Raw genomic sequence first — 14,904 nt, forward strand, 5'->3', positions numbered from 1 at the left:
CGCCGTGCCGGTCAGTGCGCTCACCCGCCGGTGATCTCGTTCCGGCGGGTGCGCTCCAGGTAGGGCTGCGCCCGCTGGATCTGGCCCTCCAGCGCCTGCACGGTCGCAGCCATCGAGTCCACGGCCTGCGCGCGGAAGGTGTCGACGGCGTCCATGGTGGCGAAGACGTTGTCGAACGCGGCCTGCAGCTTGGCCACGTCGATGGTCGACGACGCCGCCTGCTGGTTGATCGCCCCGCCCTGGATGCGCAACTGCTCCGACGTGGACTCGATCAGGTTCGACGTCACCGTGTTCAGCGCGTTGATCTGGTCGAGCACCAGCTTCTGCCGGCTGAGCGCCTGCGACACGATGACCGCGGTGCGCAGCGCGGCGATCGTGGTGGTCTGCGCCCGGTCGACCCCGCGGATCAGCTCCAGGTTGTTGCGCCGGATGAGGTCCAGGGCCATGTAGCCCTGCACCGCGACCGCCATCTGGGTCTGGATGTCCTGCCGGCGCTGGCGCACCGGGAACAGTGCGTCGGAGCGCACCGTGGTGGCGTCCTCGGTGCGGCCGGCGACCTCGAGCTCGGCGACCCGCTGCTCCAGCGCGGCGTCGAGGGCGGCGGCGAGCTCGTTGTACTCCCGCAGCTTGCCCATCAGCGCCCACATGTTGGTCTTCTCGGTCTCGATGGCCGCGTTGTCCTTGCGGAGCTCGTCCTGACCGGACTCCAGCGCCTTGATGATCGAGTCCAGGTGCGACTGCGCCGACTGGTACTTGGCGAAGTACCGGTCGACCTTGTCCCCGCCCGGGATCCACTTGAGGACCTTCTTCACCCCGGTCAGGTCGGCCCGGTTGGGGTCCAGGTCGGTGACGGTGGTGCGCAGGTCGACCAGGGTGTTGGAGACCCGGGTCTGGGCGTCGGCGCCCTGGACGGCGCCCTTGCCCATCGCCGCGGCCGGGCGCTCGAGCATGCGGTTGGAGACCGCCGCCGAGGAGCGCATCTCCTTGTCGCCCATGTTCGTGATCGAGGCGACCTTCTCCGCGAACGCCGGCGACCTCGAGTCCAGCGAGACCAGGTCGGCGACGAACGCCTCGGCCCGGCTGCGCAGCTCCACCGCCTTGGTGTCCTCGATCGGGACGGCGCCGGCAGCCGCCTCCGGCGCGACGACGACGACCGGGGCCGGCGGGGCGAGCACCAGCGCGCCCGCCGCCGGCGCCGCGGCCGGGGTCGCCGTCGGGGTGGCCGACGACGCGCTGAGGTCCAGTTCGGACACGGGGGTTCCTCCTACAGCGGATCGGTCGGGTCGGTCAGAGGGCGCTGGAGACCGCGGGCATGAGGTCGCGGAACGTCCGACCGGACGCCGGGACGCCGAGAGCGGTCATCGACCAGCCGGCGCCGTCGCGGGTCACCCGCGCCATGATTTGCGCGTTGTGCGAGCCGGAGCCGGTGAGCTCGTAGCGGGCGATCTCGGTCTCGGTGGTCTCGTCGATGAGCCGGCAGAAGGCGTTGGCGATCGAGGAGAAGTCCTGGCCGGTGAAGGAGTTCACCGTGAAGACGACGTTGGTGACCGAGGCGGGCACCCGGGACAGGTCGACCTGGATCGCCTCGTCGTCGCCGTCGCCGGCGCCGGTGCGGTTGTCACCGGTGTGCAGCACCGATCCGTCGGAGCTGCGCAGCTGGCGGAACCAGACCTGGTCGACGAGGTTGCCCGAGGCGTCCAGCAGCAGCGCGGAGGCGTCGAGGTCGACCGACTGGGCCTTGCCGCCGCCGAAGAAGCCCTTCTTCTTGACCGCGTCCCAGCCCAGGCCCATGCGGACGCGGGTCAGCGAGCCGCCGTCCCGCTTGGACAGGCTGACCTTCTGGCCCTTGCTCAGGTTGACGCTCATCGATGCCACTCCTCTGTGGTCGTGCCGTGCACGTGGGGGTCCGGCCGGTCAGACGACGGCCGGGCGTCCGGGGTTCCCGGGGCCGGGCTCACTTGCGGCCGACGCCCCAGCGGATGCCCCAGTCGTAGGCCGCGTCGAGCTGGGCCTGGGTGCCGTCGACGTAGCGGACCTCGCGGCGCACCGCGAGGTCGCCGCCGCTGGGGGTGAGCAGGGCGATGGCGCAGGTGCGGGCGCCGTCGCGGGGTTCGTCGAGGCGCACCTCGATCGTGGGCCCGGACACCGGGGTGAGGGTGACCAGGCCGTCGGCGGCGGCCCAGTTCGCCGGGCCCTGGTAGATGTAGGCGAACACCAGCACCCGCCGGATGGCGGCCGACTGGGCCAGGTCGACGTGCAGGTTCTCCCCCGCCGCGTTGCCGCCGGACCGGTCGTCGCCGTCGAGCCAGATGGTCGGCGAGGCCGCGCCGGGCGCGGTGACGGAGAAGGCGTTGCCCAGCGCCTGGACGACGCCCTTCCTCCCGTCGGTGAGCTCGTAGAGGCAGCCGAGGTCCAGGTCGACGTCCGGCTCGCGCTTGCGCAGGAAGCCACCGCCGGCCGGGCGGGAGGTCCAGTTGAGGTTGACCCGCAGGACGCCGCCCCCGCCGCCGGACTTGGTCAGCGACACGGTCGGCGCGGCCTTGGTCAGCGTCACCCTCCCCGGCGTCGCCGGGGCCTGCTCGCGCGGCCGCTTGGTGTAGTCGATCGGCACCTCGGGGTCCCTTCGTGTCGGAGCGCCGGGGCGCCGTCCGTGCAGCCAACCACGCTCAGCCGACGTTGACGCCGAACTCCGTGGCGATGCCGGCCAGCCCGGACTGGTAGCCCTGGCCGACCGCGCGGAACTTCCACTCGCCGCCGCGCCGGTACACCTCGCCGAAGATCATCGCCGTCTCGGTGGAGGCGTCCTCGGACAGGTCGTAACGGGCGAGCTCGACACCGTCGTCGGCGTCGACCACCCGGATGTAGGCGTTGCGGACCTGGCCGAAGGACTGCCGGCGGGCGTCGGCCTCGTAGATGGAGACCGCGAAGACGATCTTGTCGACGTCGGGCGGCACGGCGGCCAGGCCGACCCGGATGGCCTCGTCGTCGCCGTCGCCCAGGCCGGTGGTGTTGTCCCCGGTGTGCTCGACCGAGCCGTCGGGTGAGACCAGGTTGTTGAAGAAGACGAAGTGCTCGTCGGAGAGCACCCGCCCCACGCTGTTGACCAGCAGCGCGGACGCGTCGAGGTCGAACGCCGAGCCCGACGTCGTCCGGGCGTCCCAGCCCAGGCCCACCACGGCCGCGGTGAGGCCGGGGGCCTCCTTGGTCAACGAGACGTTGCCGCCCTTGGCGAGGCTGACGCCCATGTCCGACTCCTCTGCTCCGTGGGTCCGCGGTGGCCGGCGGCGGGGCCCGCCGCCGGCCGGGGAGGTCAGACGTTGATGCCGAAGTCGCGGGCGATGCCGCCGAGGCCGGCCGAGTAGCCCTGGCCCACGGCGCGGAACTTCCAGTCGCTGCCGTTGCGGTACAGCTCGCCGAAGACCATGGCGGTCTCGGTGGAGGCGTCCTCGGAGAGGTCGTAGCGGGCGATCTCGCGGTTGTCGGCGGCGTTGATGACGCGGATGAAGGCGTTGCGCACCTGCCCGAAGCTCTGCCCGCGCTCGTCGGCCTCGTAGACCGAGACGGGGAAGACGACGCGGTCGAGGGTGGCCGGGGCGCCGGCGAGGTCGACCTTGATCTGCTCGTCGTCGCCACCGCCCTCACCGGTGAGGTTGTCGCCGGTGTGCTCGATGGCGCCGTCGGGGCTGCGCAGGTTGTTGAAGAACACGAAGTACTCGTCGGCCGGGGCCTTGCCGTCGGCGCCGAGGCCGATCGCGGAGGCGTCGAGGTCGAAGGGCTTGCCGTCGGTGGTGCGGGCGTCCCAGCCCAGGCCGACGATCACCGTCTTGAGCCCGGGAGCCTCCTTGGTGAGTGAGACGTTCCCGCCCTTGCTGAGGCTGACTGCCACCTGGATCTCCTCTGATCGGTTCGCGGGCCGCTCCGACACCTGCCGACCCGGCTCTCTCGGCTCGGATACTAGGCAGCATCGCTGTGGGGTTGCTGGGAGTCCGCCCGTCCGGTGGACGGTCCCGACCCACCCCCTCGATCGTCCACAACTGGGTGAACGGTCGGTGACTGTACGTTTCCGGCACGCGATGACCAGAAGATGTGTCGGCCAACTTGTCCTGGCCGTTTCCGCCGGCTCCTCGGCGGACCGGCCTGGAGCCGCGCAGGTCAGTCACGGCGAGTCGCGCGACCATGGCGCGCCGTGTCCGGCCGTCGGCGTCCGGGGACCCCGCCGGGCCGCTGTGCGATCACCGGGAGACCGCCATACGTTCCCGTCACCCGCCGCGTTCCACCAGTCGCCGACCCGGCGACGAGCCGGCGGGCACCGCCGAACCGGGCGGCCGCCGAGCCACGGCGGCACCATGCCCGGGCCGGGGACCCATCGCAGTCCTGGGGTGAAGCGCGACCGGCACACCCGTGCCGCAGCGCCGGGCGAGTTCCCCGCCCGAACCCGTCAGCTAACTCGGTAGGCGGTTGCGGAGAACCAGGAGAAACGTCGTCCGTGACGACCATGCGCACCACCACGTCCCGTCGTTCCACCCGCGGGGCGGCTCTCGCCCTGCTCACCGGCGCGGGCATCATGCTCAGCCCGATGGCCGCCCAGGCGGCCGCTCCTCCCGGCGCCCCCGTGGTGTCGGCCCCCAGCCAGGTCGTCGCCCCGAACGGCGCGGCCCAGCGGATCGTCGACACCGCCCTCTCGCTGCAGGGCACGCCCTACGTCTGGGGCGGGTCCACCACCCGGGGCTTCGACTGCTCCGGGCTGGTCCAGTACGCCGCGGCCTCGGCCGGCGTCTCGGTGCCGCGCACGTCCCGCGCGCAGGCCACCGCGGGCACGCCCGTCTCCCGGGCCGACCTGCGCCCCGGTGACCTGGTGTTCTTCTACAACCCGGTCGGCCACGTGGGCATCTACCTCGGCGACGGGAAGATGGTGCACGCCCCGACCCGCGGTGACGTCGTGCGCATCGCCGACGTCGACCGCATGTGGGGCTACAACTCCGCCCGCCGCATCGCCTGACGCCCACTGATGGAGTCCCAGCGCTCGGGATCCGCAGCGCTGGGACTCCGTCAGCCGTTCACGGGGCGATGGTCGGGACGGCGATGCGGTCGTCGGCGTCGAGGGTGAAGTCGGAGGCCGAGCTCGCCCGCACCCGGTCGGCGGTCGCCTCGCCGCGCCGGCTGCCGGACCCCAGCCCGGCCGCACCGGACGTCGAGCCGCGGCAGGTGGCGGCCACGGTGGTCGCCGCGGTCGAGGCGGACGTCGCGCTGGCCGACGTCCTGAGCTGGGACTCCGGCGCCGCCGCCGAGCTGCCGCCGCGGTGACCGACCCGACCGGGCCGCCCGGCGGGCGGTACGACGACGCGCTGTCCACCGATGGAGTCCCAGCGCGCCGGTAACGCACCCCTGGGACTCCATCGAGCGGCGGTCAGCCGGCCCAGCGGGGGTCGGGTGGGAGCCGCGGGTTGAGCAGGTGCGCGACCAGCGCCGTCCAGCCGGTCTGGTGGGTGGCGCCCAGGCCCTCGCCGGTGTCGCCGTCGAAGAACTCGCTGAAGGTCGGATGCTCCCGCCACAGCGGTGAGTCGCTGGCCTCGATCCGGTCGCCGTCGGCCGGGCGCCTGCCGTCGACCGGGCGGAACAGCCGGGTGAGGCTGGAGTCGATCAGGTCGGCGGCGTCGACCAGCGTGCAGCGGTTGCCCGACCCGGTCGGGATCTCGATGGTGAACGTGTCGCCGTAGTGCCGGCCCAGCGTGCGCAGCTTGTCCGCGAGCAGCACGTTGACCGGGAACCACACCGGCCCGCGCCAGTTGGAGTTGCCGCCGAACAGCCCGGTGCGCGACTCCCCCGGCTCGTACTCGATGGACGCGTCCCGGCCGCCGACCTTGGCGATCACCTGGCCGGTGGACTTCGACAGCGAGCGGATGCCGTACGGGGAGAGGAACTCGTCGGTGTCGAACATCCGCTGCAGGATGCGGGCCAGCCGGTCCTTGTCGACCAGCGACAGCAGGATCTTGCGGCCCTCGACCGCCGACCGGCTGCGCAGCGGGCCCATCAGCTGCGGACGGCGCTTCTGCAGCCACCGCACGCGCTCGGCGACGTCGGGCACCTGGGTGCTCACCCACGCCGGGATGTCGGTGGCGCCCAGGATCGGCAGCAGCCCGACCATCGACCGCACCCGCAGCGGCTCCGCCGTCCCGTCGGGGGCGACGAGCACGTCGTAGAAGAAGCCGTCGTCGGAGTGCCACAGCTTCACCTCCTGCGACCCGAAGGCGTTCATCGCCTCGGCGATGGCGAGGAAGTGCTCGAAGAACTTGGTCGCGACGCCGTCCCAGGCCTGGTTGGACCGGGACAGCTCGAGGGCGATCTTGAGCATCTGCTGGCAGTAGAACGCCATCCAGCTCGTCGCGTCCGACTGCTCCAGCCGGTAGCCCGGGGGCAGCGGGGCGGAGCGGTCGAACAGCGCGATGTTGTCCATCCCGAGGAAGCCGCCCTCGAAGACGTTCGAGCCGTCGGCGTCCTTGCGGTTGACCCACCAGGAGAAGTTCAGCAGCAGCTTGGTGAACACCCGGATGAGGAACGCCCGGTCGCGGTAGCCGTCGATCCGGTAGACGTGCCAGGCCGCCCAGGCGTGCACCGGCGGGTTGACGTCACCGAAGGCCCACTCGTACGCCGGCAGCTGGCCGTTGGGGTGCATCGCCCACTCGCGGCACATGAGCACGAGCTGTTCCTTGGCGAAGTCGGGGTCGACGTGCGCCAGCGGCAGGGTGTGGAAGGCGGTGTCCCACGCGGCGAACCACGGGTACTCCCACTCGTCGGGCATGGAGATGACGTCGGCCAACGCCAGGTGCCGCCAGCTGGTGTTGCGTCCCCCGCGGCCGCGCCGCGACTCGGGCGCGGGGACGTCGGGGTCGCCGTCGAGCCACTGCGCGACGTCGAAGCGGTACAGCTGCTTGGTCCACAGCAGCCCGGCGTAGGCGCGGCGGGCGACGTGCCGGTCGTCGTCGGACAGCCCCGGGTGGATGACGTTGCCGTAGAAGTCGTCGGCCTCGGTGCGGCGGCTGCGCAGCACGCGGTTGAACGCCGGGCCGAACATCTCCGTGTCGGGCTCGGCGGTGCGCAGCCGCAGCTTGACCGTGACGGTCTCCCCCGGCGCGACGGCGTCCCACGAGTACCAGAACGCGGCCTTGGTCCCGGTGTCGGCGGGGTTCACGGCCGACTTGTCACCGTGGACGACGCGGCGGTTGATGCCGTCCTTGGGGTACTTCGTGGCGTTGCGCTTGGCGCCGAACAGCTCGACGGCGTTGGTCTCGTTGTCGCAGAACAGCACCTCGGGGGTGCCCTCCGCGGCCAGCACGTAGCGGCCGAGGTAGCCGTGCTCGGCCTCGACCGCCTCCACGCCGTTGACCGTGAGCGTGGGGGCGAGCAGCTGGGTGAGCGTGCCCTGGCGCTTGTCGTGGCCCCAGGACCAGGTGTTGCGGAACCAGACCTGCGGCAGCAGGTGCAGCGGGGCGGCGTCCGGCCCGTGGTTGGTGGCGCTGACGACGATGCAGACGTCGTCCGGGGCGTTCTTGGCGTAGGTGACCTGGACGTCGAAGAACCGGTCCTCGTCGAGCACGCCGGTGTCGGACAGCTCGTACTCGCGCTCCAGCCGGGTGCGCCGGGCGTTCTCCGCGCGCAGCTGCTCGTAGGGGTACTCGGCCTGCGGGTAGCGGTAGAGCCACTGCATCCAGGAGTGCGTCGGCGTGCCGTCGACGGCCCACCAGTGCTCCTTGGCGTCCTCGCCGTGGTTGCCCTCGGCGTTCGTCAGCCCGAAGAGCCGCTCCTTGAGGACGGGGTCCTTGCCGTTCCACATGGCCACGGAGAAGTTGAGGAAGCCGTAGCGGTCGCAGATGCCGCCCAGGCCGTCCTCGCCCCAGCGGTAGGCGCGGGCGACGGCGTGGTCGAACGGGAAGGACGCCCAGGCGTCGCCGTCCTCGGAGTAGTCCTCGCGGACGGTCCCCCACTGGCGTCCGGCCAGGTAGGGACCCCACATGCGCCAGGGCGCGGACATGTCGGAGGACTCGGCGAGGCGGGCGTGCTCGGCGGAGCGGGGGGTGTCGGCGTCCTGCGGACCGGGAGGGCTCGTGGACTCGTCGTACCCGGAGGTGGCGGCAGACACGACCTCCAGACTGCCATGCGCAGGCGCCCGCCTCCGGGTGGACGGGCGGGCCGAGACGAGAGTCACCGCCGGGGCGGTCGACGCCGGACGAGGAGCGGACGGCGGGCGGGGCGGGCAGCTCGGACCACCCGCCCCACCGGTCACAGGCACGCTGCCGGGTCCGCGCCCGCGCGGCGGGGTGCGGGTAGACAGGGACCATGGGCGCGCACCCCGGCCCCCCGCCGGTCCCGCAAGGGACGGCAGCCGGCCGCACGTCCGTCACGGTCGCCGCCGTGCCCGTGGTCGGTGAGGCACTGGCCCGGCTCGGCGCCCCGGTGGTCACCCGGCTGACGCTCACCGGCGGGGACCGCCCGCTGCGCGACGTCCGCGTCACCGTCGCGGTCACCACCGACGACGGCCCGCTGGGCGCCCCGGTCGAGCTGCGCTGCGACCTGGAGCCGGGCCGGGTGGTCGCGCTGACCGACGTCCCGCTGCTGCTGGACGCCGACGTCCTCGCCGCGCGCACCACCCCCGGGATCGGCAGCGTCGAGGTGGTCGCCGAGTGCGCGGGCGAGCTGGTCGGGCGGGCCGGCAGCCCGGTGACCGTGCTGGCCGCCGGTGCGTGGCTGGCCGCTCCGCTGCCGCTGGCCCTGGAGACGCTGGCCGCCCACGTGCGGCCCGACGACCCGGCCGTCGCCGCCCTGGTGGGCGCGGCCACCGACACGCTGTACTGGCGCACCGGAGACGCCTCGGTCGCCGGTGCGGCCAGTGCGGAGCGGGTCGACCAGACGGCGGCCGCGATCGTGGAGGCGATGCGCCGCCGCAGCATCCGGGCCGCCGACCCCGGCCCGGGCTGGGCCACCGTCGCCCAGCCGGTGCGCACCCCGACGCAGGTGCTGGAGGACCGCATCGGCAGCAGCCTGGACACCGTCGTCGTCCTGGCCGCCGCGCTGGAGCACGCCGGCCTGCGGCCGCTGCTGTGGATCTGCGCCGACCACGCCTTCCTCGGTTACTGGCGCACCGACCGCTGCGCGGACACGACCGCGACCACCGAGGTGACCGCCCTGGCCGAGCTGGTGCACCGCGGGGAGGTGCAGCTGGTCGAGACCACGATGCTCACCCAGCGCGCCGCGTCGGCCACCTTCGGCGACCTGCACCGCATCCCGGCCACCACCTGGCTGACCGGTGACCGGACCGGGGTCCTCGGGGTCACCGACGTGCACCGCGCCCGAGCCGACGGGGTGCACCCGCTGCCGCTGCGGACCCCCGGCCCCGACCGGCGGCCGGCCGCACCGCAGCCGCCGGCCGACCCGCTCGCCCTGCCCGACGGCGTCCGCGACGCGTTGCTGGAGCTCGGCGCCGGCACCGTCTCCCTGGGCGTGCGGTCGCTGCGGCTGCCGGCGCTGGCCGACCTGCTGGCCGCCGGGACGGCGCTCACCCTGCTGCCGGCCGACCAGCTCGGCGCCGCCCAGCGCGCCCGGGGCATCCGCGCCGGCAGCGACCTCCCGCCGTACCAGCTCGCCGAGCTGCTGGAGCGGCATGCGGGGGTCTACACCGACCTGCCGCAGGTGGCCTACCTGCCGCGGCTGCGCGAGCTCACCGCCCGGGCGCGCGGCGCCGTGGCGCGGACCGGGGCCGCCGAGCTGCACCTGGCCCTGGGGTCGGTGGTGTGGGAGCGCGCGGGGCGGCCGGTGCGGTCCCCGCTGCTGCTGGTGCCCGTCGTCCTCACGCCCGTGCCCGGCAGCGACGCCCACCGGGTGGCCGCCGCGCCGGGGGGCGCGCCCGCGTACAACGACTGCCTGCTCGCCGAGCTGCGCGACCGGTTCGGCGTCGACGTGCCCGCCGTCGGCGCGGTCCCCGACCTGGCCGCCGACCTGGGGGCGCTGCGCTCAGCCCTGGCCCTGGCCGGCCTGCCGCACCGGGTCGAGCCGACCGCCGACCTGGCCCGGGTGCCGGCCGCGGCGCTGCGCACCCGGGAGGACGCCGTCCGGGCCGCGGCCGGGCCGGGCCGCCCACCGCTGGTCTCCACACTGCTGCACCCCGAGCCCACCTGGGCGCGCGACGCCGAGCCGCCCACGGCGGACGCCGTCCCGGACCTCGACGCGCTGGCCGACTCCCTCCCGCTCGCCGCCGACGGCTCCCAACTGCGGGCGGTGGCGGCGGCCCTGGCCGGGGAGACGACCGTGCTGGCCGCCGCTCCGGGCACGGGCGCGGTGCAGACGGTCGCCGCGCTGGCCGCGGCCGCTGTCGGCCGCGGTCGGCGGGTGCTGGTCGTCGCCGCCCGCCCGGCCGCGCTGGCCGTCCTGGCCGACCGGCTCGGGACCGCCGGCCTGGGCGGGCGCGTGCAGGACCTGTCCGGTGCGGCTGTCCCGGGCACGCCCCGGCCGACCAGGACGGACACCACCGCCGACCTGGCCGCCGCCCGCCGCGCGCTGGCCGCGCACGCCGCCCGGCTGCACACCCCGAACTCGGCCGGGCTGTCGCTGTACCGCGCGCACGGCGCCCTGCTGCACGGCGAGCCCGACGCCCCGGTGCTGCCCGTGCCCGAGGCGTTCGTGGCCACCGCGTCGGTGCGCACCACCGCCGCCGTCCGCCTGGTGCTGGCCGGCCTGCCCGCGGTGGCCGACCCGACCCGGCCACGACCGGGGCACCCGTGGGGCTTCCTCGACGACCCCGAGCTCGACCCGGTCGTGCTGGCCGACGCCGTCGTCGCCGTCGACGCCGCGCTCGCGCAGCTGCCCCCGGCCGGCCCGCTGGCCCGGGTGGTCGCCGCCGCGCTGCAGCCCGCGGACCTCGACGCGGTGGTCACGGTGCTCTCCGGCGTCCCGGTCCCCCTGGCCGAACTGGACCGCACCGGGCTCCCCGACTGGGCGGACACCGCCGACCAGCTGGTCGCGGAGGTCGCCGCCTTCGTCGCGCTCCCCCACCCCGCACTGGACGTCGCCCGGCCCGAGGCGCTCGACCAGCCGCTGGTGGAGCTCGCCGAGTCGGCGCGGGCGGCCGCGGGCTCGGGACGGATCGGGCGGGCCAAGCGGCTGGCCGCGGTCCACGAGCTGCTCGCCCCGCTGCTGCGGCCGGACGCCGTCGCCGACCCGGCGGGACTGGCGGAGCTCACCGCGTCGCTGCTGGAGGTGCAGACGGCGATGCGCGAGCTGGCCGACTGCGCCGGGGACGTCGCCGGGCTGCGTGTGCCGTGGTCGTGGAACCCGCTGCTGGACCCCGGGCTCGTGGAGCGGCAGGTGGCCCGGCTGCGCGAGCTGCGGGCGGCGATGGACCGGTCGCGGCCGTTCACCCCGGCGCTGCGCCGCTACCTGGACACCGGACCGCCGCACGACCCGGCGGCGGCCGCGGCCGTGACGGCGCTGCGCGACGCCCTGGCCCGGCTGCTGGCGGTGGTGCGCCCCGCGCCGACTGCATGGGCCGCGTGGTGCGGCACCGGGTTCGTGCCGCGCTGGGAGACCACGCAGGCCGAGCGGGCGATGGAGGAGTTCGGGCTGCCGTCGCTGGGGCGCTGGCGCGACCTGCTGCAGCAGCTGCGGCTGCTGGACGCCGCCGGGCTCGGCGAGCTGCGCGGCGTCCTGCTCACCGGCGGGATCGCCGCGGCCGACGCGGCCGCGGCCTTCGACCGCGGGCTGGCGGTGACCTCGCTGGCCGAGCGTTCCGCGGCAGCCGGCCCGGACGCCGGCGCCGACCTCGACGCCGCGGTCCGCGACCACCTGGCGGCTGCCCGCGCGCTGCGGGCGGCCGCCGTCCCGGGGGACGGGCAGGTGGTGCTGGCCTCCCCGGACGCGGTCGCCCGGCTGCTCCCGCCCGGCGCGGACGGCTTCGACCTCGTCGTCGTCGACGGCGGGTTCCCGGTCGTCGCCGGCCTGGGTGCGCTCAGCCGGGCCCGGACGGCGGTGGTCGTCGGCGACCCGCTGGCCGCCGCGCCCGGCGACCTGGCCACCGCGTGCCTGCGGGCGGGGGTGCCCCGCCGCGACCTGACCGTGCACCACGCGAGCCGGGACGAGTCGCTGGTCGCCTTCGCCAACCGCACCCACCTGTCCGGGTCGCTGGCCACCCTCCCCTCCCCCACCGGCCCGGCCGTCTCGCTGCGCCGGGTGCCGGGTGCGGTGCTGCGCGCGGCCGGCGAGCTGCAGGGCACCAACCCGACCGAGGCGCACGCGGTGGTGGCCGAGGTGCGCCGGCGGTCCGGCCGCCCGGTCACCGTCGTCACCCTCACCGAGCCGCAGCGGGCGCTGATCGAGCGGCTGCTGGCCGACCACGCGGAGCCCGGGCACGTCACCGTCGTCCCGGTCACCGACGTCCCGGCGGCCGAGGTCGTGCTGTTCTCGCTGGGCTGCGGGCCCGATGCCCTGCCTGGGGACTTCGGTCCGCTGAGCCGGGCCGGCGGCGAGCGGTGGCTGGCGGCGGCGACCGCGCGCGCCAGCCACGAGGTCGTCGTCTTCGCCTCCTTCGACCCGGCGCAGCTGCGGGACGACGCGACGGCGCTGACCGGCGTGCGGCACCTGCGCGCCTGGCTCGACGTGGTGACCGGGGCCGCGACGCTGCCCCGGACGCTGGCCGCACCCGACCCGCACCGCGAGGACGTCGCCGCCGCGCTGCGGGCCCGTGGCCTGGTGGTGCGCACCGACGTCGGGCTGTCGTCGTCCCGGCTGGACCTGACCGTTGCGCGGGCGGAGGCCCCGGAGCGCCCGGTGCTGGCCGTGCTGCTGGACGGCCCGGCGTGGGCGGCCCAGCCGACGGTCGCCGACGGGCTGCCCGACGAGGTGCTGCGCGAGCGGCTGGGCTGGCCGGCGGTGGCGCGGGTGTGGCTGCCGGCGTGGCTGGCCGACCGCGAGGCGGTGCTCGACCGGCTGGTGGCGGCGGTGCCGGCAACCGTGCACGAGCCCGTCGCCGCGGCCGAGGAGGGCGCCCACCCGCTGGTCCCCGTCCCCCCGCCGACTGCCCGCCCGGCCGCCCCGGCCGCCCCGGCCCTCGTCGAGCCGGTGCGGACGACGGCGCGGCCGTCGGTGGCCCCGGCCGTGCTGGCCGGCGAGCAGCCGTTCGTACCGTGGACGCCGCCGTCGTCAGGATCCCCGCGGTCGTTCCGCGAGCTCGGCGACCCGGAGGTCGCCGGGCGTGTGCGGCGGGTGCTGGAGGCGGGGATCGCCGCCGAGGGCCCGGTGCACCGGGACCGGCTGGTGCAGCGGACCGCCGCCGCGTTCGGGGTGGCCCGGGTCAACGCGGCCCGGACGGCGGAGGTGCTGTCGCTGCTGCCCGACGCCGGGTCGGAGTTCCTGTGGCCGGCAGGCGTCGACCCGGCGACCTGGACCGGCTTCCGCCGGCAAGGCGGCTTCGACGAGCGCCCGCTGGAGCACGTGGCGCCCGAGGAGATCGGCAACGCGATGGTGGCGCTGTGCCGGGCGAGCGCGGGGATGACCCGCGACGAGCTGTTCGCCCGCACGCTGGCGGTGTTCGGCCACCCGCGGCGGCACCCGGTGCTGGTGCCCCACCTGGAGCGCGCGCTGGGCACGGCCGTACGCGCCAGCCGGGTGACCCGGGAGCCGACCGGCCCGCTGATCGTCGCCGCCTGACGCCCGGGAATCGGCTCGCGACTGTCGGTGGCCGGACGTACGGTCCACCGGCCCCGCTCACCCGACCCGCTGGGAGACCTCTCGTGACGCTGCCCGTCGTGCCCCGGCTCTCCCTGGAGTACGTCGAGGACGTCGGCACCGCGCTGATGCTCCAGGCGCAGTGGACCGGGGCGCTGCCGCACTACCGCTCCGAGTCGGTGCCCGGCGGGGTCGAGGACCTGGCCGCGCTGGTGCCCGAGGGCGCGGTGCTGCGGGTCGACCAGCGGTTCGACCACCACGCGACGCTGTGCGTGGAGCTGCCCGGCGTGATCCTGGAGCTGGAGCGGCGGCGGGCGGTCACCCGGGTGCGGGCGTGCGGCGCGACGGCGACCGGAGTGGAGGCCGTCGTCGCCCAGGTGGTCGCGGCGGCGCGGGCGGCCGTGGCGGTGCCCGAGGGCACGGTGCGGATGCGGTTCTGGTCGGCGTCGAAGGACGGCGACGGTTCGATGTCCTCCCGCGAGGTGACCGCACCCGGCTGGTCGGACGTGGTCGGCAACTACGCCGCGCGCACGGCGAGCCCGCTGGGCGCGCTGATGGCGATGCCGGACGTGGCCGGCCGGGCCGGACGGCTGGTGCTGTGGCACGGCGAGCCGGGCACCGGGAAGACGACGGCGGCGCGGGCGCTGAGCCGGGAGTGGTCGTCCTGGTGCCAGACGCACTACGTGACCGACCCGGAGCGGCTGTTCGAGGACCCGGGCTACCTGCTGGAGGTCGCCGGCGTCGACGGCGACCGCGGCGAGGACGACGACCAGCAGTGGCGGCTGGTGGTGGCCGAGGACTGCGACGAGTACCTGCGCACCGACGCCAAGCTGCGCGCCGGTGCGTCGCTGGGCCGCCTGCTCAACCTGTGCGACGGCATCCTGGGCCACGGCCTGCGGGTGGTCGTGCTGCTGACCACCAACGAGGACGTCGGCAGCCTGCACCCGGCGATCACCCGGCCGGGCCGCTGCCTGGGCAAGGTGGAGTTCGCCCGGCTGACGCACCCGGAGGCGCAGGCGTGGCTCGGCACCGCCGCGACCGCGCCGACCGGCGCCTCGACGCTGGCGGAGCTGTACGCGCTGCGCGAGGAGCGGGCCGACCTCACCGACCGGACACCGGACATCGGCGGCTACCTCTGACCAGGCGGGCGGAGACCGCGACGCCCCGCTCCCGTGGTCAGGAGCGGGGCGTCGA

Annotated in this window: 10 protein-coding genes and 1 riboswitch; of the genes, 4 read left to right on the forward strand and 6 right to left on the reverse strand. The window is 75.3% G+C overall.

Translation table 11 applies throughout. The features are described from left to right. Window positions 1-20 precede the first annotated feature (20 nt). The 5 genes from ACGBYP_RS18500 to ACGBYP_RS18520 all read right to left on the reverse strand — a co-directional run bounded on the left by ACGBYP_RS18500 (window position 21) and on the right by ACGBYP_RS18520 (window position 3,886). Window positions 21-1,253 (reverse strand): toxic anion resistance protein, encoded by a 1,233-nt coding sequence (locus ACGBYP_RS18500; protein ID WP_411586467.1) that lies wholly within the window; start codon window positions 1,251-1,253, stop codon window positions 21-23. 34 nt (window positions 1,254-1,287) lie between these two features. Next, window positions 1,288-1,866 carry a TerD family protein gene (locus ACGBYP_RS18505; RefSeq protein WP_411586469.1) on the reverse strand — a complete coding sequence of 193 codons (579 nt, stop codon included), beginning with the start codon at window positions 1,864-1,866 and terminating at the stop codon, window positions 1,288-1,290. A gap of 88 nt (window positions 1,867-1,954) precedes the next feature. Then, window positions 1,955-2,611 (reverse strand): hypothetical protein, encoded by a 657-nt coding sequence (locus ACGBYP_RS18510; RefSeq protein WP_411586470.1) that lies wholly within the window; start codon window positions 2,609-2,611, stop codon window positions 1,955-1,957. A 55-nt stretch (window positions 2,612-2,666) separates the two neighbouring features. Next, window positions 2,667-3,245 carry a TerD family protein gene (locus ACGBYP_RS18515; protein WP_411586471.1) on the reverse strand — a complete coding sequence of 193 codons (579 nt, stop codon included), beginning with the start codon at window positions 3,243-3,245 and terminating at the stop codon, window positions 2,667-2,669. Between the two features lie 65 nt (window positions 3,246-3,310). Further along, window positions 3,311-3,886, reverse strand: a complete 576-nt coding sequence (locus ACGBYP_RS18520; protein ID WP_269177506.1) for a TerD family protein — start codon at window positions 3,884-3,886, stop codon at window positions 3,311-3,313. A gap of 430 nt (window positions 3,887-4,316) precedes the next feature. After that, window positions 4,317-4,471: riboswitch (cyclic di-AMP (ydaO/yuaA leader) on the forward strand. Between the two features lie 24 nt (window positions 4,472-4,495). Here ACGBYP_RS18520 and ACGBYP_RS18525 point away from each other — a divergent pair. Both ACGBYP_RS18525 and ACGBYP_RS18530 read left to right on the forward strand, forming a co-directional pair. Further along, window positions 4,496-4,999, forward strand: a complete 504-nt coding sequence (locus ACGBYP_RS18525) for a C40 family peptidase (RefSeq protein WP_411586755.1) — start codon at window positions 4,496-4,498, stop codon at window positions 4,997-4,999. Window positions 5,000-5,103: 104 nt separating this feature from the next. Then, window positions 5,104-5,304 carry a hypothetical protein gene (locus ACGBYP_RS18530; RefSeq protein ID WP_411586472.1) on the forward strand — a complete coding sequence of 67 codons (201 nt, stop codon included), beginning with the start codon at window positions 5,104-5,106 and terminating at the stop codon, window positions 5,302-5,304. Window positions 5,305-5,407: 103 nt separating this feature from the next. Here ACGBYP_RS18530 and ACGBYP_RS18535 read toward each other — a convergent pair whose 3' ends face one another. Beyond that, a complete protein-coding gene (locus ACGBYP_RS18535; protein WP_411586474.1) occupies window positions 5,408-8,137 on the reverse strand; it encodes an MGH1-like glycoside hydrolase domain-containing protein in 2,730 nt (909 codons plus the stop codon). A 272-nt stretch (window positions 8,138-8,409) separates the two neighbouring features. Here ACGBYP_RS18535 and ACGBYP_RS18540 point away from each other — a divergent pair, with 272 nt between their 5' ends. Both ACGBYP_RS18540 and ACGBYP_RS18545 read left to right on the forward strand, forming a co-directional pair. Then, entirely contained in the window at window positions 8,410-13,692 is a 5,283-nt protein-coding gene (locus ACGBYP_RS18540) for a DUF3320 domain-containing protein (RefSeq protein WP_411586476.1), read from the forward strand. An 83-nt stretch (window positions 13,693-13,775) separates the two neighbouring features. Further along, window positions 13,776-14,849 carry a DUF5925 domain-containing protein gene (locus ACGBYP_RS18545; RefSeq protein ID WP_411586477.1) on the forward strand — a complete coding sequence of 358 codons (1,074 nt, stop codon included), beginning with the start codon at window positions 13,776-13,778 and terminating at the stop codon, window positions 14,847-14,849. Window positions 14,850-14,904 lie beyond the last annotated feature (55 nt).

Source organism: Modestobacter sp. SSW1-42, assembly GCF_046635825.1.
Classification (GTDB): Bacteria; Actinomycetota; Actinomycetes; order Mycobacteriales; family Geodermatophilaceae; genus Modestobacter.